21 protein-coding genes are annotated in these 22000 nt (G+C 46.3%); 16 read left to right on the top strand and 5 right to left on the bottom strand.

The window, feature by feature from the left end; all coding sequences use genetic code 11:
• Positions 1 to 49: 49 nt before the first annotated feature.
• Complete coding sequence (locus AYO36_RS04145) at positions 50 to 355, top strand: SAV0927 family protein (RefSeq protein WP_064299599.1); 306 nt, start codon at positions 50 to 52, stop codon at positions 353 to 355.
• Positions 356 to 408: 53 nt separating this feature from the next.
• Here the strand turns inward: AYO36_RS04145 and AYO36_RS04150 are convergent, their stop codons facing one another.
• On the bottom strand, positions 409 to 1896 hold the full coding sequence (locus AYO36_RS04150) for an aminotransferase class I/II-fold pyridoxal phosphate-dependent enzyme (protein ID WP_035406702.1): 1488 nt from the start codon (positions 1894 to 1896) through the stop codon (positions 409 to 411).
• Positions 1897 to 2028: 132 nt separating this feature from the next.
• On the opposite strand from AYO36_RS04150, the gene AYO36_RS04155 reads away from it, so the two are divergent.
• The 3 genes from AYO36_RS04155 to AYO36_RS04165 all read left to right on the top strand — a co-directional run bounded on the left by AYO36_RS04155 (position 2029) and on the right by AYO36_RS04165 (position 3682).
• Complete coding sequence (locus AYO36_RS04155; protein ID WP_023468846.1) at positions 2029 to 2301, top strand: UPF0223 family protein; 273 nt, start codon at positions 2029 to 2031, stop codon at positions 2299 to 2301.
• 282 nt (positions 2302 to 2583) lie between these two features.
• A complete protein-coding gene (locus tag AYO36_RS04160; RefSeq protein ID WP_023468845.1) occupies positions 2584 to 2772 on the top strand; it encodes a hypothetical protein in 189 nt (62 codons plus the stop codon).
• A 124-nt stretch (positions 2773 to 2896) separates the two neighbouring features.
• Positions 2897 to 3682 carry an inositol monophosphatase family protein gene (locus AYO36_RS04165; RefSeq protein ID WP_064299600.1) on the top strand — a complete coding sequence of 262 codons (786 nt, stop codon included), beginning with the start codon at positions 2897 to 2899 and terminating at the stop codon, positions 3680 to 3682.
• A gap of 41 nt (positions 3683 to 3723) precedes the next feature.
• On the opposite strand, the gene AYO36_RS16895 is transcribed toward AYO36_RS04165, so the two are convergent.
• Positions 3724 to 3894, bottom strand: a complete 171-nt coding sequence (locus AYO36_RS16895) for a DUF5325 family protein (protein ID WP_023468843.1) — start codon at positions 3892 to 3894, stop codon at positions 3724 to 3726.
• Between the two features lie 185 nt (positions 3895 to 4079).
• Here AYO36_RS16895 and typA point away from each other — a divergent pair, with 185 nt between their 5' ends.
• The 3 genes from typA (at position 4080) to AYO36_RS04180 (ending at position 7524) form a co-directional block, all read left to right on the top strand.
• Positions 4080 to 5927, top strand: a complete 1848-nt coding sequence (typA, locus tag AYO36_RS04170; RefSeq protein WP_023468842.1) for a translational GTPase TypA — start codon at positions 4080 to 4082, stop codon at positions 5925 to 5927.
• 26 nt (positions 5928 to 5953) lie between these two features.
• Positions 5954 to 6307, top strand: a complete 354-nt coding sequence (locus AYO36_RS04175) for a YlaH-like family protein (RefSeq protein WP_023468841.1) — start codon at positions 5954 to 5956, stop codon at positions 6305 to 6307.
• A 122-nt stretch (positions 6308 to 6429) separates the two neighbouring features.
• On the top strand, positions 6430 to 7524 hold the full coding sequence (locus AYO36_RS04180; protein WP_156501822.1) for a PQQ-dependent sugar dehydrogenase: 1095 nt from the start codon (positions 6430 to 6432) through the stop codon (positions 7522 to 7524).
• A 43-nt stretch (positions 7525 to 7567) separates the two neighbouring features.
• On the opposite strand, the gene AYO36_RS04185 is transcribed toward AYO36_RS04180, so the two are convergent.
• A complete protein-coding gene (locus AYO36_RS04185; protein WP_029342171.1) occupies positions 7568 to 7771 on the bottom strand; it encodes a YlaI family protein in 204 nt (67 codons plus the stop codon).
• Between the two features lie 117 nt (positions 7772 to 7888).
• Between AYO36_RS04185 and AYO36_RS04190 the strand changes: the two genes are divergently transcribed.
• A complete protein-coding gene (locus AYO36_RS04190) occupies positions 7889 to 8341 on the top strand; it encodes a PNPOx family protein (RefSeq protein WP_050677546.1) in 453 nt (150 codons plus the stop codon).
• Positions 8342 to 8381: 40 nt separating this feature from the next.
• Positions 8382 to 9698, top strand: a complete 1317-nt coding sequence (locus AYO36_RS04195; RefSeq protein ID WP_023468837.1) for a PhoH family protein — start codon at positions 8382 to 8384, stop codon at positions 9696 to 9698.
• A 39-nt stretch (positions 9699 to 9737) separates the two neighbouring features.
• On the opposite strand, the gene AYO36_RS04200 is transcribed toward AYO36_RS04195, so the two are convergent.
• Entirely contained in the window at positions 9738 to 10199 is a 462-nt protein-coding gene (locus AYO36_RS04200; protein ID WP_064299602.1) for a hypothetical protein, read from the bottom strand.
• A 123-nt stretch (positions 10200 to 10322) separates the two neighbouring features.
• On the opposite strand from AYO36_RS04200, the gene AYO36_RS04205 reads away from it, so the two are divergent.
• The 4 genes from AYO36_RS04205 to AYO36_RS04220 all read left to right on the top strand — a co-directional run bounded on the left by AYO36_RS04205 (position 10323) and on the right by AYO36_RS04220 (position 16801).
• The gene (locus tag AYO36_RS04205) at positions 10323 to 10601 is read left to right on the top strand and encodes an Fpa/YlaN family protein (protein ID WP_023468835.1); all 279 of its coding nucleotides are present in this window, start codon (positions 10323 to 10325) and stop codon (positions 10599 to 10601) included.
• A gap of 70 nt (positions 10602 to 10671) precedes the next feature.
• Entirely contained in the window at positions 10672 to 11943 is a 1272-nt protein-coding gene (locus AYO36_RS04210; protein WP_064299603.1) for an FtsW/RodA/SpoVE family cell cycle protein, read from the top strand.
• Entirely contained in the window at positions 11936 to 15370 is a 3435-nt protein-coding gene (locus AYO36_RS04215; protein WP_064299604.1) for a pyruvate carboxylase, read from the top strand. The genes AYO36_RS04210 and AYO36_RS04215 overlap by 8 nt, the downstream gene beginning before the upstream one ends.
• A gap of 75 nt (positions 15371 to 15445) precedes the next feature.
• Positions 15446 to 16801, top strand: a complete 1356-nt coding sequence (locus tag AYO36_RS04220; RefSeq protein ID WP_082874161.1) for a cryptochrome/photolyase family protein — start codon at positions 15446 to 15448, stop codon at positions 16799 to 16801.
• A gap of 47 nt (positions 16802 to 16848) precedes the next feature.
• Here the strand turns inward: AYO36_RS04220 and AYO36_RS04225 are convergent, their stop codons facing one another.
• On the bottom strand, positions 16849 to 17742 hold the full coding sequence (locus AYO36_RS04225) for a COX15/CtaA family protein (RefSeq protein WP_023468831.1): 894 nt from the start codon (positions 17740 to 17742) through the stop codon (positions 16849 to 16851).
• 325 nt (positions 17743 to 18067) lie between these two features.
• On the opposite strand from AYO36_RS04225, the gene cyoE reads away from it, so the two are divergent.
• From cyoE to ctaD, 3 genes are all read left to right on the top strand, one after another.
• Complete coding sequence (gene cyoE / locus AYO36_RS04230) at positions 18068 to 19000, top strand: heme o synthase (protein WP_023468830.1); 933 nt, start codon at positions 18068 to 18070, stop codon at positions 18998 to 19000.
• A 64-nt stretch (positions 19001 to 19064) separates the two neighbouring features.
• Positions 19065 to 20096: a cytochrome c oxidase subunit II gene (gene coxB / locus AYO36_RS04235; protein WP_081637364.1), complete on the top strand. Its 1032-nt coding sequence runs from the start codon at positions 19065 to 19067 to the stop codon at positions 20094 to 20096.
• A 35-nt stretch (positions 20097 to 20131) separates the two neighbouring features.
• A complete protein-coding gene (gene ctaD, locus AYO36_RS04240) occupies positions 20132 to 22000 on the top strand; it encodes a cytochrome c oxidase subunit I (RefSeq protein WP_029342162.1) in 1869 nt (622 codons plus the stop codon).

Raw genomic sequence — 22000 nt, forward strand, 5'->3', positions numbered from 1 at the left:
GATTCAAAAAAGGAAAAGAAAGAGTAAAAATCGGAGAGGGTGGACGCACATGGAATCCGTGACTACCTTAGAGGAGCTGTATTACGTATCGGAAATGGATAAGGTTCGTTTTGTCGGCTGGACGACTGCACTCGCCCGCTATGATTTTGCTGTCGTCTGTACGGGACAATTCTTCGGGAAAGTACTTGTCGTCAGTTTAACCGGTGGTCAGTCAGCGTTACTCGATCAACAGGATGTGTTGAATGGAGAGGTTTTGATTCGTACATTTGCGATTGAGCGAGAGGATGTCGAAGTAATCGGTGAAGCACTCGCAGCATTCATTCCTTGTTCACCAAACGATGAATACGGCGAATGAAAGGTTCAAAAAAGCAGCCATCCTGAGTAATGAGGATGGCTGCTTTTGCATTTTTAACGAATCGCATTCGATTGTTGAATGACTTTGATTGTCTCGAGCGAATGATCCTCGAGACCTTGAACCGGAAGACCGGCTTCGATGTTTTCTTTAATATAAGCAAGGTTGTCTGCCGTGATCATCTCCCCTGGGATGAAGATAGGAATACCAGGTGGATATACCATCATGAATTCAGCTGAAATCCGTCCGACCGCATCGACCAACGGAATCGTCTCTGTCTCTTCATAGAACGCATCACGAGGACTGAGAGCAAGCGCTGGGATATCTGGAAGAACAATCGAATGATCAGTTGTTTCGGCGCCATTATTTTGATAACGTGCGACAAGTAATGACATCGCATGTAAGAAGGCGTCAATCGTCTCTTCCGAATCACCAGACGTGATGATGACAAGAATGTTATTCAAATCAGAAAGTTCAACCTCGATCCGATGTTCTTCGCGTAAGAACTCTTCGACGAGGTGACCAGAAATACCAAGTCCTTTGACGGAAACAAGCACTTTCGTTGGATCAAAAGCGAACGTAGCACTCGAATGCAGATCGGATTCACCGAAAACGGCGAGATAAGGAAGCTTCGCTAATCCAAAGCGCATCCGTGTCGCAAGTTCAAGGGCCCGACGATTCATCGCTTCACCGTTGATCGCAAGATGACGCCGAGCGCAGTCAAGAGAAGCGAGCAACAGGTAAGATGTCGATGTCGTCGTCAACATCGAGAGCACTGCTTGAACTTTATCTGGAGAGACAAGTCCGCGACGAACGTTCAGGACAGAGCTTCCTGTAAGTGAGCCACCGAGTTTATGCACGCTGGTTGCGGCAAGATCAGCTCCTGCTTGCATCGCTGACAACGGCATATCTTCGTGGAATGCGATATGGACGCCGTGTGCTTCGTCGACGAGTACCGGAATACCTTTACTATGGGAAAGCTTGACGATGCTCTCTAAGTCACCAGCAACGCCGAAATAGGTCGGGTTGATGACGAGAACTGCTTTTGTATCGGGATGAAGTGCAAGGGCACGTTCTACCGCGCTTGGTGTGATACCGTGTGCGATTCCGAATGTCTCATCGAATTCAGGATGAATGAAAATCGGATGCGCACCAGAAAGAACGATAGCTGACATCACCGATTTATGCACGTTCCGAGGAACGAGAATTTTATCATCAGGACCGACGACACTCATGATCATCGCCATGATGGCCGTTGAAGTTCCTTGTACGGAAAAGAACGTTTCGTCGGCATGGAAGGCTTGAGCTGCCAATTGATGAGCTTCCTTAATGATTGCCTTTGGATGATGGAGATCATCAAGGGGAGCGATATTGATTAAATCGATATCGAGCGCATTCTGACCGATGAACGATCGAAAGGCTGGATCCATTCCTTGACCATTTTTATGACCGGGAATATGAAATTGAATTGGTTGACGTTTCGCATGCGCAAGTAGCGCATCGAATAAAGGTGTATCGAGCTGTGTTAAGCTTTTTGTTTGCACCAGATTTCCCCCCTTAAAACCGAATAAAAATACAATCAAACAAGCTAACTATAACAAGTTTTCGTACGGTTGCAACTGTTTTATGCTTCTTTTCCGTGTAAAATAGAAAAGTGCAGAAAGGAAGTGGGAATGATGGCATTGAATTATCCGCTCAATTCCGATTGGTCGACTGAAGAAATCGTGAAAGTCATCGACTTCTTTAATTTAGTCGAGCAAGCGTATGAGACAGGTGTTGAAAGACAACGATTGCTCGAAGCGTATCGTGAATTCAAGCAAATCGTCACCTCGAAATCCGAGGAAAAACAGTGGGATCAGTTTTATATGGAAGAGACCGGTTGCTCGAGTTATCGGACGATGCAACAAGCGAAACGTCAGGAAGAACCGATTGTTCGTATGAAGAAATAATTGGATCATGAAGATAAGACTCCTATGCGATCGTATAGGAGTCTTATCTTTTAATCCGACTGGAAATGTGCGGGAAATGATCAACATTTGTTTAAAGTGGAAAGGAAGCGGCTATATACTACATACAAGACGTTGGTCTTACAAATATGTGAAACTGTATTTTTTAAAATTAGATGCTTTACATCTAAGTTGAATCGTACTATTATAGATTCAATCCACTAATAAGTCGCAATTGTCTGACAAATTAAACCTCTGTTTATCCCGCGAAGGAGTGTGGTTACTGTGAAACAAGTGATAGAAGCATACAAGAGAAAAGATGCAGAAAAACGCATTCCTGTATTGCGTCTCGAAATCGATTATGAGCTTGCTACATTACACGATGCGATGGTGGCAAGTGACGCAGAAGCTGTTGGCGCAAGTAAAGAGCGCCTCGAAAAATATCGTCAAGAGATGGTACGTCTTGAAGCTTGATTTCAACGTTCCGATCTCTACCTTATAATAAAATATCAACTCTTCAACCAGCGAACTGTTCGCTGGTTTTCTTTTTTTGTTACTATAGAAGAAGCTGGAAACAACGATGAAGGAGTGAACTCAAATGCAGATTGAGTTGGATGCGATAGATTTGATCAAACGAGCGGGAAAGTACATTCGCGAAAAAATTGATGGTTCGTATCACGTCGAACAAAAAACCGGAAAAAGCGATTTAGTGACAGAGATTGATCAAGCCGTCGAGGATTTATTGATCCAAGGTATTTTAGATCGCTATCCGAATCATCATATTTATGGGGAAGAAGGGCGAATCGTTCGACCCGATACACTCGAAGGCACGATCTGGTTCGTTGATCCGATCGATGGAACGATGAACTTCATTCGTCAAAAACGAATGTTTGCCATCTCGATCGCGATTATGGTGGATGGTGAGTTACGCTATGGTTTCGTCTACGATGTCATGGCGGACGAGTTGTTCCATGTCATCAAAGGGCATGGTGCTTATCAAAACGGCATACGACTACCACAAATTGAGGAGCGGAGTGTTAAAGAAGCAATCATCTGTATGAACGCGACCTGGGTGACACCAAATCGTCGAATCAATACGGATCGTCTTGCGCCACTCGTACGACACGCAGTAGGTGTACGAGCAATCGGTGCAGCATCACTTGAACTCGCATGGACAGCTGCAGGGCGTGTTGACGGGTATATCACGATGCGTAATATGCCTTGGGATTACGCAGCTGGTCAGTTATTGATTGAAGAGGTCGGTGGGCGTGTCGGAACGATCACAGGTGAATCGATGTCATTTCTCGAACAAACGAGTGTGCTAGCAGGGAGCCGGACGTTCGTTGAAGATGTTTTGACATTCGTACAAACACAAGAGGATTGAAAAAAGGTTTCTTTCGTCTTGAACGAAAGGAACCTTTTTGCTCATGCTTGTTTTCGTAAACGTGCCTTTAAGACGAACCCAGCACCCATCGCAACAATCATCAAGATGACAGAGGCGATCGTCATCGGGACGTTTTGTTCCGCGATGAAGATGCCGATGGCTGCCATGGATCCTACGGCAAGCATGGCGAGTAATAAAAATAGCAGGCGCATGTTCTTTTCCCCCTCTACCCGTGAGTACGTTAACAGTGTAGCGTGAATGAAGGATAATGAAAAGGCTTTCGGACTGATGTCGAATCTTAGTCATTGCCAATTAGGACTCTACCTGTGCTATACTCTTAAAGTTGACCGAAAGTATGATAAGATTTATTTAAATGAATAGAAAGAGGTACACACCTATGACAACATTAGTACGAAATGATTTACGCAACGTTGCGATCATCGCCCACGTTGACCATGGTAAAACAACATTAGTCGATGAGCTTTTAAAACAGTCTGGTACGTTCCGTACGAACGAACAAGTCGAAGAACGCGCAATGGACTCAAATGACATCGAGCGGGAACGTGGAATCACGATTCTTGCGAAAAACACTGCAATTGATTACAAGAACACACGCATCAACATCGTTGATACGCCAGGACACGCCGATTTCGGTGGAGAAGTTGAGCGGATCATGCGTATGGTTGATGGCGTTATCCTCGTCGTCGATGCACGTGAAGGCTGTATGCCACAAACACGTTTCGTTTTGAAAAAAGCACTCGAGCAAGGACTTCAACCAATCGTCGTCGTCAACAAAATTGACAAACCGATGGTCCGTCCTCTTGAAGTCGTCGACGAAGTCGTTGATCTCTTGATCGACCTCGGAGCTGACGAAGATCAACTCGAATTCCCAGTCGTTTATGCATCGGCAGTCAACGGCTCAAGTTCATTTGAACCTGAATTAGAGAAACAAGAAGATACAATCACAAACGTTCTTGATTTAATTCTTGAGCACACACCAGCGCCTGTCGATAACACAATGGAGCCGCTTCAGTTCCAAGTTACGATGCTTGACTATGATAACTACCTCGGACGGATCGGTGTCGGTCGTGTCTTCCGTGGAGAAATCAAAGTTGGTGATAGCGTTTCGCTTTCAAAACTTGATGGTTCAACGAAGAACTTCCGTGTTACGAAGTTGTTCGGTTACTTCGGTCTAAAACGTGTCGAAATCGAAACAGCAAAAGCTGGAGATTTGATCGCGATCGCCGGTATGGAAGATATCAACGTCGGTGAGACGGTTTGCCCAACTTCACACGTTGATCCACTCCCATTATTACGTATCGATGAGCCAACGCTTCAAATGACATTCATCGTCAACAACTCGCCATTCGCTGGTCGTGAAGGGGATCTCGTTACTTCACGTAAAATCGAAGAGCGTCTTGAAAAAGAACTCGAAACAGACGTTTCACTTCGCATCGAAAACACAGACTCACCGGACCGCTGGATCGTTTCTGGTCGTGGGGAACTTCACCTCGGGATCTTGATCGAAAACATGCGCCGTGAAGGATACGAAATTCAAGTATCGAAACCGCAAGTAATCATCAAAGAAGAAGAAGGCGTCAAAGTCGAGCCATTCGAACGCGTCGTCATCGATACACCAGAAGAGTACACAGGTTCTGTCATGGAATCGATCGGTCTCCGTAAAGGTGAATTGACGAACATGCAAACAATGGACAACGGTCAAACGAAGATGGAATTCATCGTTCCTTCACGTGGTTTGATCGGTTACCGTAACGAATTCCTTTCTGCTACACGCGGATACGGAATCATGAACCACACATTCGAAGAATACCGTCCGTTCATCCAAGCGGATATCGGTGGACGTCGTAGTGGTGTTATGGTCTCAATCGAAACAGGTAAAGCAACTGCTTACGCGATCTCAGCTCTTGAAGACCGCGGAACGATCTTCATCGAGCCTGGTATTGAAGTATACGAAGGTATGATCATCGGCGAATGTAACCGTGATGTCGATCTCGCTGTCAACGTCGTTAAAGCAAAACAATTAACGAACATGCGTGCATCTGCAAAAGATTCAACGAACGTTCTTAAACGTCCACGTGTCTTCTCACTTGAAGAGTCGTTGACATTCTTGAACGAAGATGAGTACTGTGAAATCACACCACAATCGGTTCGTCTCCGTAAACAAGTCTTGAATAAGAACGAACGTGAAAAGCAAGAAAAACGTCGTCGTCTAGGTAAAGATTAAGTCTTGAACGAATAGGGGGACTGGCAATGAATGCACAAGCTGCCGTTGCTTCTGATTTCTCGAAATACGATATTCCGTTCATCGCGAAACTTCTCGGTATCGGAAGTGATCCGAATAACATCGAAGCGGGATTTTATCCTTTAATGATTACCGTCGTCATCTTGACACTTGTCGTCTTTAAGTTAGGATTTGCTAAGGAACTAGCATGGTGGAAATCACTGATCGTCTATCTCTTGCTCGCCGTCTTCTCGGCAGCATTGACGCTTGTCTTCTGGACATGGCCGATTCCTGAAGTACTCCTTGCGATGGTCTTCGTACTTGGTATTTATCGCTTCCGGATGTGGATGGTCAAGCGTGAACGTGAACGGACAGCTTCTTGACGGAAGCGTGTCATGAATCAAAAGAACGAATCTCCTCGGAGGTTCGTTCTTTTTTTTGAGCCAATTCAGATGCATGATTTAAAGCGTAGCGGGAACAAGAATACTAAAAGGGGGAGAAAACAGTGAAAATAAGGTATGTCATACCCCTATTGTTAGCGGGTATTCTGATGGGCTGTACACAAACGTCAGAAGAATCGTCAACAGAGGAAACGAATCAGACGACACAAGAAAACAATCAACAGGATTCAGGTGATCCAAAAGCAACGCAATCATCTCAAGCGCAAGAAGGAGTCGTATTTAAAGAGCTAAACGCTCCGTGGAATATTGTCCGAGAAGGAGAGGTATTTTACATCACGGAACGAGAAGGAACGATTGTCAAAGGAGAAAAAGGTGATTATGAACGGATGCGCCTTCAGCTGAAAGAGGATGTCCTTGCTGAAGGAGAAGGTGGATTGCTTGGAATGGTACTTGATCCTGATTTTAAGGACAATAAGACGGCATACGTCTACCATACGTACGCCAAACAAGGACAAGCGACGAATCGCGTCATCGCGATAAAAGAAGAGGGTGACCAGTGGACGGAAGAACGTGTCTTACTCGATGATATTCCCGGAGCGACGATTCATAACGGTGGACGACTGGAGTGGGGACCTGAGGGCGCACTCTACGTCACAGCAGGAGACGCAGCGAATCCCGAACTGGCACAAGACATTGATTCGTTGGCAGGAAAGATTTTACGTATCACATCTGAAGGGAAACCGTTCGAGGGGAATCAAAAAGGATACGTCTACAGTCTCGGTCACCGGAATCCACAAGGACTTGTTTTCGTCGATGATCAACTGTATGCAAGCGAACATGGGCAAAGTGGGCACGATGAAATCAACCGAATCGAACAAAAGAATTATGGATGGCCGACGATTGAAGGGAAAGAACAAGCAGATGGACTGGTGACGCCGTGGTATGAAGTAGGAGAACAATCTGTTGCACCAAGTGGAGTTGCAACGGCAGAGAATACACTTTATTTTGCAACACTTGTCGGACAACGATTACAAACCATCGATCTAGAGACGAAGCAAGTCAAGACGATCGTCGAAAATCAAGGTCGGATTCGAGATGTCTGGATTGACGAGACATCAATTTACTATATTACAAATAATACGGACGGAAGAGGGAATCCATCGGCAGATGATGATCGACTCGTTCGAATCAATCGATGAACAACAAAAGGTCTGTCAGGGAATTTCCCCTCAGACCTTTTGTTTACCAGTGTTTTCGTTTCGTTTCCCAAGTCGGGTATAAATGAAATTGTCCAGAAGCGTGGCGTTCAAGTGTCCGTTCTTCTACGCGTGATCGACACTCATCACAAATGTGGACACGAACAGGTTTATTGCGTAATCGCTTCGCCGTGAAGGACCAATCATCAATCGTTTCACGCTTATCGCAAATCGTACATTTCACTCGCATGCCAGGTCCTCCCTTTTTTTCTTAGTATATCATATTAGAAGATTATTCAGATGTAAAAAAGGGAAACGAGAAGTATATATCGAAATATCATCACTAAGTCGTAGAGGGGGTGATGTCATGGCAAATAAAGTTGAACAACAGCTTAACTCAGGTCAACTAGAAGCACTATCGCAATTACCACTCGTTTTTTTGATTACGCATGATCAATCCAAACATTGGCCCATCACACATGCAATCAGTTGGGTACATGCGACGGATTCGCAAACGGTTCGTTTTGCAATCGAAGCAGATTCTCATCTCGTTAAAACATTACGAGAACATCCGGTCTTCACATTGATCTTTTTTGCAGATCAGTCGACGTACAGCTTAACGTGTACGGACGTCAAGGCGTTTACGCCGCAAGAAGACCTTCCGTTGCCACTCGCTTTTTATGAGGGACGCGTTGAGGAGGTGCGTGACATCTTGTTTTACGGAGCAGCTGTCACACAACGACCAACTATCGAAAAAACATACGATGAACAGGCAGCCGAACGGTTGGATCAACTCGTTCATCGCATCCTAAAAGCGTAACATTCATCACAAACTCGACTCTAAAGGGGCGAACGATGGAATGAAAAAAATATACGTACTTGATACTAATGTCATGCTTCACGATCCACTTTCTCTTTTCCAATTCCAGGAGCACGACGTCGTCATACCAGCGATCGTACTAGAAGAACTAGATGGAAAAAAACGCAACATGGATGAGGTTGGACGTAATGCACGAGAAACAGCTCGCATTTTAGACCAATTACGAGAAACGGGTCAGCTTCATGCGGGAGTGCCACTCGGAAACGGCGGTATTCTTCGCGTCGATATCGGGGACTCCATTCATGAAGGTTCGCCGTTTACGCACGAATCAAACGATAATAAGATCATTGAACTGGCATGGTCGATTCATCAGGAACAACAAACCGAAGCGACCCCACGAGATGTCATTCTCGTCTCAAAAGATATCTTAGTCCGCGTCAAAGCGGATGCGTATGGATTAGTCGCTGAAGACTATATGACGGATCATATCGCTGATTTGACCGGTCTTTATACAGGATTCATCGAAGTGACCGTCGATCAGGAATATATTGATGCCTTCTATCAGGACAAACGGCTTTCGGTGGATGTCTTGCCAGAAAAAGTGCAACCGAATGAGTTCGTCATCTTAAAAAGTAACATGTCGAAAGCTTCAGCCATCGCCGTCGTTGATCAGAACTTGCCGATCATTCGGGCACTTTCGATCGATGTCGACCAAGTCTGGGGCGTCATTCCACGAAACGTTCAACAACGGATGGCATTTGAGTTATTATTACGTGACGATGTACCACTTGTGACACTCGTTGGTAAGGCAGGTACCGGGAAAACGCTACTCGCACTCGCTGCGGGTCTCCTGCAAGTGGAAGACGAGCACAAATATAAAAAACTGGTCGTTGCTCGTCCTGTCGTACCGATGGGAAACGATATCGGCTACTTGCCGGGTGAAATGGAAGAGAAGCTTCGTCCGTGGATGCAACCTATCTACGATAACCTCGAACACCTTTTCAATACGGGATCGGGAGACGAACTAGGTAACATTCTCGCCGGAATGAAGACGATTCAACTGGAAGCATTAACGTACATCCGGGGACGTAGTATGCCGGGGCAGTTCATCATCATCGATGAAGCGCAGAATTTGACGAAACATGAAGTCAAGACGATTTTGACACGTGTCGGTGAAAACTCGAAAATCGTGTTGGTCGGGGATCCACAGCAGATTGATCATCCGTATCTAGATGAGTATTCCAATGGTCTATCCTACGCCGTAGAACGACTCAAAAATGAGAAGATGACGGGACACGTCAAACTCGTCAAAGGGGAGCGCTCGAACTTGGCACGCCTCGCAGCCGATTTACTATGAAAAAACGTGGTGCGTCTATTCAGGCGCACCACGTTTTCCTTATATGACAGTAACCGTATGAACGGATTTGACGATCTGTTGTCCGTGTAATAGATGAACGGGTCCATCTGCTAACACTTTGCCGTCTTGTGAGAACTGCAGATACACTTCGTCGAGTTGCTCAAGTGGAAGTTCGACCGTTTCTTCGCCTTCGAAACGAATGGCGATCGCATCCGGTAAAAGCTCGGCATTCCGGATGAACGGTGCAAGCGCCATTGCGAATGACCCTTGAAGCGCGGCTTCTTTTTCAGCACGTGTCATCGGACGATTGTGATCCGTACGACTGCCTTCCATGATGCCTTTATCCCACGCAGCCCCCATTTTCGCGTAGTACGCTTCTTGTTCACTTGTGTCGGCTGGTTGCCCGATTTTCTCGATTGCTACCTTTCGTTCATCAAAGATCCAGACTGTCGGATCAATCGTTAACTGATGCCGTACTTTACCGTTAATCGGAAAAATCATTTGTTCTACCCCCTAAATGTGTAAGTCCAACAAATCCATTATACCGAAACGTTGAATTGTTGGCGAAAGTAAGGTAAAGTTTAGCTATAACAGGAACGCGTCATTTGATGAGGAGGGATTGGATTGTCAACTGAAATCGAGACAGTTCATCGCCAGCGCGCTCTTGAGCTACTAGAAGCGGATGCACAAAAAATCCGCCGGTTGATCGAGGTCCAGCTTGCGAATTTAACGATGCCACAATGTCCTCTTTACGAGGAAGTATTGGATACACAAATGTTCGGATTATCCCGTCAAATTGATTTTGCGGTACGTCTTGAACTGATTGATGCGGGTGAGGGTAAACAATTACTCGAATCACTTGAACAGCAATTATCTGATTTACATGATGCGGAGACGTGCTGATTTTCTACTCAAACGTGAAATGCGGCGTTTGGGTATTTTTTTTTAGAAAATGAAAAAAGGACGTGTACATATGTTAGCGAAGTTTAAAGAAAAACGAGCATTTTTTGACTATGGTCTCTTCTTTACGATGCTCATCCTCATGGCGATCAGTACGGTCATGGTCTATAGTGCGAGCGTGTGGAACGGTGGAGATTATGCGAATACGTCCTTCTTTGAGAAGCAGTTGATGTTTGATGCGATGGCGATCGTGCTGTTCCTTTTCGTTTCACAAATCAATCATGAGGTGTTCCGTGGACCAGTGATTCGTTTACTCTTGTACGCGATTACATGGTTGATGTTGATGGCGACGCTGTTTTCGGCACCACTAAACGGGGCTCGCGCATGGTTGAACTTCGGTATCTTCTTGATTCAACCAATCGAGCTTTGTAAATTCGTGCTCGTCGTCGGACTTGCGAGTTATTTTGATCAAAAGCACAAAGGGAAAATGGACGGCGTGATTGGGATCGTCCATCACTTCATCCATCGTCAAATTCCAGCGACGTCTCCAGGAAGACGGATTTTACTTAGTTTCTCGGACTGGATCTTGATTCCGATGGTTGTATTACTTGCACCTTACGCGATCATCATTCGCATGCAACCGGATGACGGCGGATTGTTCATTCTGTTACTCATCACGGCGATGATTTTATTCGCAGTTGGATTACCGAGTGGTTACATCATGTTATGTGTCGTCACCGTACCAATCATCTTCTTGTACGCATGGAATAATTTTTCGGATAATCAGATGCAACGGATTCAAGCAAGTTTGAATCCCTTCCTTGACGCAGAAGGGAAGGGATATCAGCTCATCAACTCCGTCATATCAATTGCCCACGGGGGATTATTTGGAGTAGGTCTCGGGAATAGTTTTCAAAAGTATGGTTATCTGCCAGAGCCTGAAACCGACTACATCATGTCGATCATCTCGGAGGAACTCGGATTCATCGGGGTTCTTGTCGTACTCGGTCTATTGTTCTATCTGATGATTCAAGGGGCAATCATCGCTAATCGGTGTGTCTCGCTTTATTCGAGTATGCTCGCTCTCGGGATATCCGGTATCATCTTCATCCAGACATGTATCAATATCGCGGCCATGTCCGGTCTATTTCCAGGTACAGGTGTCACCTTGCCATTCATCAGTTACGGTGGGTCGTCGTTACTTGTCATGAGTACGATGCTTGGTGTGATGGCAAACATTTCCATGCAAAACAAATATCGGATGGCGTATCATAAAGAAGTGCAGACTGCACGTTCGATGAGTGCCACGAGCTCATTAACTAAAGGGGGAGCATCAGTTGACTAAAATCCAGAAGATTCTCGTAGCAAACCGCGGGGAGATCGCGATTCGCGTTTTCCGTGCAGCGACAGAACTCGGTATTCGTACCGTTGCCATTTATTCGCGAGAGGACATGGGTTCTCTTCATCGCTATAAAGCCGATGAAGCGTACCGGATCGGAGAAGGTAAAAAACCGATCGAAGCCTATCTCGACATTGAAGATATCATCGCAACAGCGAAAAAAGCCGATTGTGATGCGATCCATCCTGGTTATGGTTTCCTCTCTGAGAATATTGAGCTAGCCAAACGTTGCCGTGAAGAAGGAATCATCTTCATCGGACCGCAAGAAGAGCACCTGTATAAGTTCGGGGATAAGGTACGTGCACGGACGACTGCGATTGAAGCCGGTCTTCCTGTCATTCCGGGAACGGATGGTCCGATCTCATCCATTGATGAAGCGTATGCGTTCGCAAAGGAAGCAGGCTATCCACTCATGGTCAAAGCATCGCTTGGTGGTGGTGGACGCGGAATGCGTGTCGTCCGGACAGAAGAAGAACTTCCGGACATGATTGAACGGGCAAAGTCAGAAGCCTTGAAAGCGTTCGGTTCGGATGAGATTTACGTCGAAAAACTAATCGAACGTCCTAAACATATTGAAGTCCAAATCATTGGGGATGCACACGGAAACATCATTCATTTATTTGAACGGGACTGTTCGGTGCAACGCCGTCACCAGAAGGTTGTCGAAGTGGCACCATGTGTGACGCTTTCGGATGAAGGTCGCCAAAAGATTTGTGACGCTGCCGTCACACTGATGAAACATGTCGGATATGAGAATGCGGGAACCGTCGAATTTCTCGTCACGCAAGATGAATCGTTTTACTTCATCGAAGTGAATCCACGTGTCCAAGTCGAGCATACGATCACGGAGATGATTACGGGCGTAGATATCGTTCAGACGCAAATTCGTGTCGCTGAAGGCGAATCGTTACATAGTGACCTCGTCGGTATTCCGCAACAAGAAGACATCAAGATGCTTGGTTTTGCGATTCAAAGCCGGATCACGTCAGAAGATCCGGAAAACGGCTTCTTGCCGGATACAGGGAAGATCAAGGCCTATCGTTCACCAGGCGGTTTTGGAGTACGTCTTGATGGTGGGAATGCCTATGTCGGAGCAGAAATTTCACCATATTATGACTCGTTGCTCGTTAAAATCTCGACACACGGTTTGACGTATGACCAAGCGGTCGCGAAGATGCGTCGAAACTTAAGTGAATTCCGAATCCGTGGGATTAAGACGAATATCCCATTCTTGAGCAACGTCTTGAAACACCATGCGTTCGTTAGTGGCGATTACAACACTTCGTTCATCGATGATACACAGGAATTATTCATCTTCCCGAAACGCCAAGACCGGGGAACGAAGCTCTTGACGTACATCGGAGAGGTTTCTGTCAATGGATTCCCGGGAATCGGGAAATTGGACAAGCCGCTTGCGCGTGACGTCCGGATTCCAAAAAATCTTCCGGCAGACTATACACCGGGTGCGAAAGCGATCCTCGATGCAGAAGGTCCGGAAGCTGTTGCGAAGTGGTTGGCAGCACAAGAGAATGTGTTGTTGACGGATACGACATTCCGTGATGCCCATCAATCGCTCCTTGCGACTCGGATGCGGACGAAGGACCTCGTTGCGATCGCCGAAGCGGAGGCGAAACTGCTCCCTGAACTGTTTTCGGTCGAAGCATGGGGAGGCGCGACGTTTGATGTTGCGTATCGATTCTTGTCGGAGGATCCATGGGTTCGTCTGATGAAATTACGTGAAAAGATGCCGAACGTCCTCATTCAAATGTTGCTTCGTGGTGCGAACGGCGTTGGTTACAAAAACTATCCGGACAATGTCATTCACACGTTCGTCAAGGAAGCGGCGCAGGCAGGAGTCGACGTCTTCCGAATCTTCGATAGCTTGAATAACCCGGAGTCGATTCAACTTGCCATCGATGCGGTCTTGCCGACAGGTAAAATCGCGGAAGCAGCTGTCTGTTATACAGGGGATTTATTCGATGCGAATCGACCGAAATATCACCTGCCGTATTACGTCAATCTGGCGAAACAACTGGAAGAAAGCGGCGCTCATATCATTGCCATCAAGGATATGGCGGGTCTCTTGAAACCGGAGGCAGCCTACGCACTCGTATCAGCACTTAAAGATGCGGTATCGCTACCAATCCATCTCCACACACACGATGCGAGTGGGAACGGGATTTATACGTATGCGCGTGCGATTGATGCAGGTGTCGACGTCGTAGACGTCGCGGCATCAAGCATGTCGGGACTGACGAGTCAGCCAGCGGGTGGTAGCTTGATTCATGCCTTAAGTGGTCATCCACGTCAACCGCTCGTATCAGCACAGAAGTTTGAACAGATTTCGGATTATTGGCAGGACGTGCGTCATCTGTATCAAGCATTCGAACTCGATATGATCGCACCGAATCCAACGGTCTACGACCATGAGATGCCAGGTGGACAGTATTCGAACTTACAGCAACAAGCAAAAGCGGTTGGACTTGCGGATCGTTGGTCTGAAGTCAAAGAGATGTATGCGCGTGTCAATATGCTGTTTGGCGATATCGTCAAAGTCACACCATCGTCAAAAGTCGTTGGAGACATGGCACTCTTCATGGTTCAACATCATCTGACAGAAGAGGATGTCTTGCACCGTGCAAGTGGACTTGATTTCCCGGATTCAGTCGTCGAACTGATGAAAGGGGAGCTCGGAACACCACCAGATGGTTTCCCGCAAGACGTTCAACAGGCTATTCTCAAGGGAGCTGCTCCGCTGACAGAACGTCCAGGTAAGATGATGGACCCACTCAATTTTGACGCAATCAAACATGAGTTGTTCGAAAAACTTGAACGTCCCGTTACAGAATTTGATGCACTCGCTTACGCGCTCTATCCAAAAGTCTTCATGGACTACAGTTCGTATGTCGCGCGATATGGCGATATCTCTGTTCTTGATACGAATACGTTCTTCCATGGAATGCGTCTAGGTGAGACGATCGAGGTTGAAATCGAACGAGGCAAGACACTCTACCTCAAGTTGATTCAAATCGGTCAGCCAGACGATCATGGTATGCGGACGATCTATTATGAGATGAACGGTGTTCCTCGTGAAGTCGAAGTCAAAGACATCAGTATTAAGGAAAGTTCATCAAGTCGTCCAAAAGCAGATCGAAGCAATGCGAAACAAATCGGTGCCTCAATGCCGGGTAGCGTGCTGAAGGTACTCGTCGAAACGGGTACACGTGTCCGTAAAGGAGAGCAACTCCTCGTCACGGAAGCGATGAAGATGGAAACGACGATCCAAGCACCGGAAGACGGTGAAATCAAAGCCGTCCACGTCAAGGAAGGCGAAGCTATCGCGAGTCAAGACTTACTGATTGAATTCGTATAAGGTCACAACGAAAAACAGGCGCACGCTCGGCGGGCTGCCTGTTTTTCATTCAATACGTAGTGGGAGAGGATACGATTGAACATTATTTGTTGGGTACGAAGTGATTTTCGATTACAAGATAACCACATGTTGGCACGTGCTGTTGAATTACTAAATGAAAATCCTAAGGCGACGGTCGAGTTCGTCTTTTGGCTCAATCCGGATTACATCGGAGAATATGAAGCACGGCAACAATACTTCTTCCAAGCGCTCGAAATGTTTTCTGATGCCTGCAAAGAGAAAGAGATGCCGATCCGTTTCATCGAAGGGGATGAACAGGCTTTCTTAGACGCAACTGATGATGCGGACATCTTGTTATTTAATGCGGAATATGTCGAACCATTCAAGACGCGAGATGAAAAAATCATTAAAAAGCGTAAAGATCGTCAGACGGAGCGGCTACTAGACCGGCATCTTCTTCACCCGCATGACATTAAAAAGCAAGATGGAAAGTTCTATAAAGTGTTCACGCCATATAAGAATGCATTCATGAAAAAAGACATTCCTGCACCATATGAAGTCAAGTGGCAAACGCTGCGGGATCATTATCAAAAGCGTCAGCACGATAATAGTTTCATCAACGCTTATTTTAAAAAGGCAGAGTCGGAAGCCGTCTTCCATCCTGGTGAAAAGCAGGCGAAACAACGCTTGAAGAAATTCGTCGAACAATCGCTTGCAGGCTACGAAGAGAACCGTGATCTTCCTGCTGTCGACGGTACGAGTTTACTTTCTCGCTATTTACGGACTGGAGAAATCGGCATTCGGACCGTCTATGCGGCTGTTCAGGAGGCAAAAGAATCAAAAGGGAAACAGACTTTCATCACCGAACTCATCTGGCGTGAATTCTATTACATGATTTTAATGCATTTCCCGGAATCAAAACGACAAGCCGTCAATACGCAATATCGGGAAATCGAATGGGAGAACGATGAAGAGGGCTTCAAGGCGTGGTGTGAAGGCAAAACGGGCTATCCGATCGTTGATGCAGCGATGCGGCAATTGAATCAAACGGGGTGGATGCATAATCGTCTACGGATGATCGTCGCTTCTTTCCTGACAAAAGACTTGTTGGTCGATTGGCAGAAAGGCGAACGATATTTCCAGCAGAAACTCGTTGATTATGAAGCGGCATCAAACATCGGGGGTTGGCAATGGGCAGCATCAGTCGGAACGGATGCCGTCCCGTACTTCCGCGTCTTCAATCCGACGACTCAATCGAAGAAGTTCGATAAGGATGGAGCGTTCATTCGAAAGTATGTCACGGAAATCAAGGATTTATCAAAGCAGTATATTCATGAACCGACTGCTGAGCAACGCAAGGATTATGGCTATCCAGAACCAATCGTCGCACATGACGAAGCGCGAAAGCGTGCGATTGCTCGATTCAAATAATGAAAAAAGGATGTTCCTCGCTTGAGGAACATCCTTTTTTTACGACCTTATTGAAGACGACTATTTGCCTTACGTGTTCGGAATGCATGGTACGTCAAGTAAGATAAGACCCCGAAGTAACATGTGATCAAGAAGGCGTGGAGTAACGGCACATACGTTGCATGTCCACCAAGAACGATCCAAGCCCCAGTGGCGACTTGGCACGAAATGAAGAACGTCGCGAACGCCATACCAATCGTTGTCGTCCGATGCTTTAAGCGAATCGCAACGACATGGACGAATAAGGTGAACAGGAACAGTAATCCTGCCATGATCCGGTGAATCATCTGCACCCACGCTTCGAATGTCATGGAAGGTTGAGAACAGACAGGCCAACCAACGCAAGCATATGTAGCGCCGACGTGGCGTACGTAAGCACCCGTATAAACGACGATCAGCGTATAGATGAGTAGACCGTACAAGAGCTTCCGTAAGAATGCTGGGACAGATTCCCTGAATTCCTGACCCGGACGCTCCATGATCAACAGTGTCAAAATCAATAGCGAAGCAAAGGAAATCAAAGAGATTCCGAAATGTAACGCCATGACGAGGTCTGATTGTTGCCAAACGACTGCTCCAGCACCGACGATCGATTGAATCAACATGAAGATGAAAGCAAGAAACGCAAAGATCTTCGTATCTAATCGATCCTTGAAGGCAACGAGCGTCCAGAGACATAAGGCGATGATTAAGAGTCCAACGACTCCAGTCACAGCGCGGTGACTATATTCAATCATCGTTTCAACACTTGGGTTCGTCGGAATGAGTTCCCCGTGACAGAGTGGCCAATCCGTTCCGCAACCATCTCCCGAATCCGTTTTTGTGACTGTCCCACCCATCAGTAAGACGATCATCATCGTAAACGTGACGAAGGCTGAAAACATCGAAAGTTTTCGATTCAAGATTTGGACACCACCTTTCTAAAAAAATACGAAATACATGGATTTCCATAGGTCTAGTATCGCATAAAAAGTACTGAAAGGGTTGCAATCTTTTAGAACAACGCTATTCTAGTATTAGGTAAATATGGTGAACTGTGATGAAAATCACATAGATTTCACATTTTGTTCATTATGTCGAAAGTATTTTCATACGTCACGGTCCTCGATATGTGGTATCTTTTATAGAGAAAAGGGCGTTTCGTGGCATGTCTGTGTTATTTCTGTGAAGAAATTACGTGAAGCCTAGGTGCTAAACGGAAGCAGACGGTGAAAAGGAGGGAACAGCATGGCGAAAGTTACTGGAGAGGCACTGGATATGGCGATCGAGCAAGCAGATCAGCCGACATTCAAGGACTATATTACCCTAGCAAAAATGGGGATTGTCCGTGCCAATCTGATTACGGTCTTCGCGGGGTATGTCGTAGCAGCATCGTACATAACGGATGATGTCCTGTTGTATCTATGGCAAACCAAGTGGATGTTACTGTGGACGCTTCTTGGGAGTGGGTTGGTCATTGCCGGAAGTTGCTACCTCAATAACTACATTGACCGGGACATCGATTACAAGATGGAACGGACGATGGGAAGACCAAGCGTTACTGGGAAGATGGATGGACAGCGGATACTCGCACTAGGACTCGGTATTCTTGCGACCGGTACGGTATTGTTGTTGATCGTCAACCATGTGGCGGCAGTGTTCGGATTGATCGGATCATTCGTTTACGTCGTGATTTATACGATGTGGTTAAAGCGGACGCACACGATCAATACAGTCGTAGGTGGTATATCAGGAGCTGTGCCACCAATCATTGGATTTGCGGCAGTCACTCCGACGCTTCACATTGATGCGTGGATTTTATTCCTCATCATGTTCGTGTGGCAACCACCACATTTCCTTGCACTCGCGATGCGACGAACAGAGGAGTATCGGGCAGCAGGTATCCCGATGTTACCTGTCGTAAACGGATTCGCGATCACGAAACGACAAATTGTATGGTGGATTGCAGTACTCATTCCATCATCACTCCTCTTAGCACACTATGGCATCATCTACATGATCGTCATGGCATTGCTCGGTGGATATTGGCTCTATATGGGACTGAAAGGTCTGAAGATCCAAGATGAACAAGCCGAAATCAAATGGGCGTCGAAGATGTTCTTCTTCTCACTGTTTTATTTCACGGCTTGGATCGTGACGGTCGTACTCGTTTCTCTCTAAAACGATTTGACATAATTCACGTACACCATTACGAAAGACAAAATTGGGGACAAAGAAAGTGGGGATGGTTGTGAAAAAATCAGTAAAAATGCTCTTCCGGCTTCTTCCAATCGGCTTGATGGCACTTATGTTATCAGGTTGTGGAATTCCGGAATTGTCTGCGCTACAGCCTCGCGGAGAAGGCGCTGAGATGCAACTTGAGATCATCAAGCTTAGCTTGTGGGTCATGTTGTTCGTCCTTGCGATCGTAGCCGTCATTTATATTTACGTACTTATGAAATTCCGTCGTAAATCAGGTGATAACACGGTTCCGAAGCAAGTCGAAGGGAACCATACGCTTGAAATCATCTGGACAGTCATTCCGATTCTTCTTTTGATCGTTCTTGCAATTCCGACGATCAAAACAACGGTTGAACTCGCAGATGCAAAAGAAGCGAAGAAAAACGAACAAATCAACGTTACAGCAAACCTCTACTGGTGGGAGTTCGAATACCCAGACAAAGGTGTTTCGACAGGACAAGAACTTGTCATCCCAGTCGGTAAACGTGTTGCTGTTAACTTGACGTCTAAAGACGTCATTCACTCATTCTGGGTACCAGCTCTTTCTGGTAAAACAGATACGAACCCAGGTCTTGAGAACGAAATGTGGTTACAAGCAAAAGAAGCAGGCACTTATTACGGTAAATGTGCCGAGTTGTGTGGTCCTTCTCACGCATTGATGGACTTCAAAGTCGTTGCACTTGAACAAGACGACTACGATAACTGGTTGAAAGATATGAAAGCTGCGAAAGAAGCAGAGACGAAGCAGCTTGATAAAAAGAATGAAAAGAACTGGACGACTGGCGAGAAAGTCTATGCCCAGAACTGTCTCAGCTGTCATGGTGGCGGAAAAGTCGCACCTAGCTTGACGAACTTCGGTGATCGTCAGCGTATCGCGGGTTACCTCGACCATGATAAAGAAAACCTCGAAAAATGGATTCGCGATCCACAAAAAGAGAAACAAGGTACGAAAATGCCTGGATTCTCTGAAGATCAGATCAGCGATGAAGAATTGAGCGAATTGGCAGATTATCTATTGGACAAAAAGCTCCAATAATTTTTTAAGGGGGAATCATAGTGGGGACACATACTATGGGTATGCCGCAGAAAAAAAGCGGCATCATGGACTGGCTAACGACAGTCGACCATAAGAAAATCGGGATTCTCTACATCATGTCTGGATTGTTCTTCCTTCTAGTCGGTGGCGTAGAAGCCCTAATGATTCGTTTTCAATTGATTAAACCGATGAACGATTTCGTCAGCGGTGAACTCTTTAACCAATTGATCACGATGCACGGTACGACGATGATCTTCTTGGCAGCGATGCCGATGTTGATCGGATACATGAACGCAGCAGTACCGCTTCAAATCGGGGCACGTGACGTTGCGTTCCCATTCTTGAATGCACTTGGTTTCTGGTTGTTCTTCTTTGGTGGAGTCTTGTTGAACCTTTCTTGGTTCTTCGGCGCTGCACCGAACGCAGGGTGGACTGCATACGCACCACTCTCGACAGTACCTGAGTCTCTCGGTGTAGACTTCTACGCGTTGGGTCTTCAGATTTCTGGTTTCGGTACACTTATGGGGGGGATTAACTTCCTCGTTACGATTTTGAACATGCGTGCACCAGGTATGAAACTGATGCGGATGCCGCTCTTCACATGGACAGCATTCGTTGCTTCTGCCTTGATCGTTTTCGCATTCCCACCACTTACGGTTGGATTGTTCCTCTTGACGTTCGAGCGACTCTTCGGAGCGCACTTCTTCGACCCGGCAGCGGGCGGAAACATCGTCATCTGGGAACACCTCTTCTGGATCTTCGGTCACCCGGAAGTTTATATCTTGATCTTACCGGCATTCGGTATTTTCTCTGAAATCATTCCTACATTTGCTCGTAAGCGTCTCTTCGGTTACACGACGATGGTCTTTGCGACGATGTTGATCGGTTTCCTCGGATTCATGGTATGGGTCCACCACATGTTCACAGTTGGTCTCGGTCCGGTCGCAAACGCGATCTTCGCCGTAGCAACGATGGCGATTGCTGTACCGACAGGGGTCAAGATCTTCAACTGGCTCTTTACGCTATGGGGCGGTAAGTTGACGTTCCCAGTCGCAATGCTTTACTCGGTCGCGTTCATTCCATCATTCCTTGTTGGTGGTATGACAGGGGTCATGCTTTCTGTTGCACCTGCCGATTACCAGTACCATGACAGTTACTTCGTAGTAGCTCACTTCCACTACGTTATCGTTGGTGGGGTTGTCTTCGGTCTCTTCGCAGGTCTTTACTACTGGTTCCCACTCATGTTCGGGAAACAGCTCAACGAATTCTGGGGAAAAATTCAATTCTGGTTGTTCTTCATCGGCTTCCACTTGACGTTCTTCCCGCAACATATTCTTGGTCTTACAGGTATGCCACGTCGTGTCTTCACGTACTTGCCAAACCAAGGCTGGGAAACAATGAACTTACTTTCATCAATCGGTGCAGCCTTCATGGGTGTGTCGACGATCGTTCTCGTCATTTCGATTGCAGCAGCATTGATGTCAAAAGAATATGTAAAACGCGACGTCTGGGGAGATGGACGTACACTTGAGTGGACACTTCCAGTTCCAACTCCAGAGTATAACTTCGCTCAAATCCCACTCGTCAAAGGTTTGGATACGTATTGGCTCGAAAAAATGGCAGGAAACAAAACAGTTTCTGTATCGGAAGAAGTCGGTGATATCCACATGCCGAACAACACGATCTTGCCATTCGTCATGTCAGTCGGTCTATTCCTCGCAGGTCTCGGATTCATTCTTCGCCTAGACTATGGAACTGTTGGTCTTGTTGTTGCCTTGATTGGTCTTGCGATGACATTGATCGCGATGTTCTTCCGTTCTTGGATCGATGATGAAGGATACTACATCCCGAAATCAGTCGTCGAAGAAGATCTACGCCTTGAAGCAGAAAAGGAGGCGAAGTAA

This window comes from Exiguobacterium sp. KKBO11, assembly GCF_001644945.1.
GTDB lineage: Bacteria > Bacillota > Bacilli > Exiguobacteriales > Exiguobacteriaceae > Exiguobacterium_A > Exiguobacterium_A abrahamii.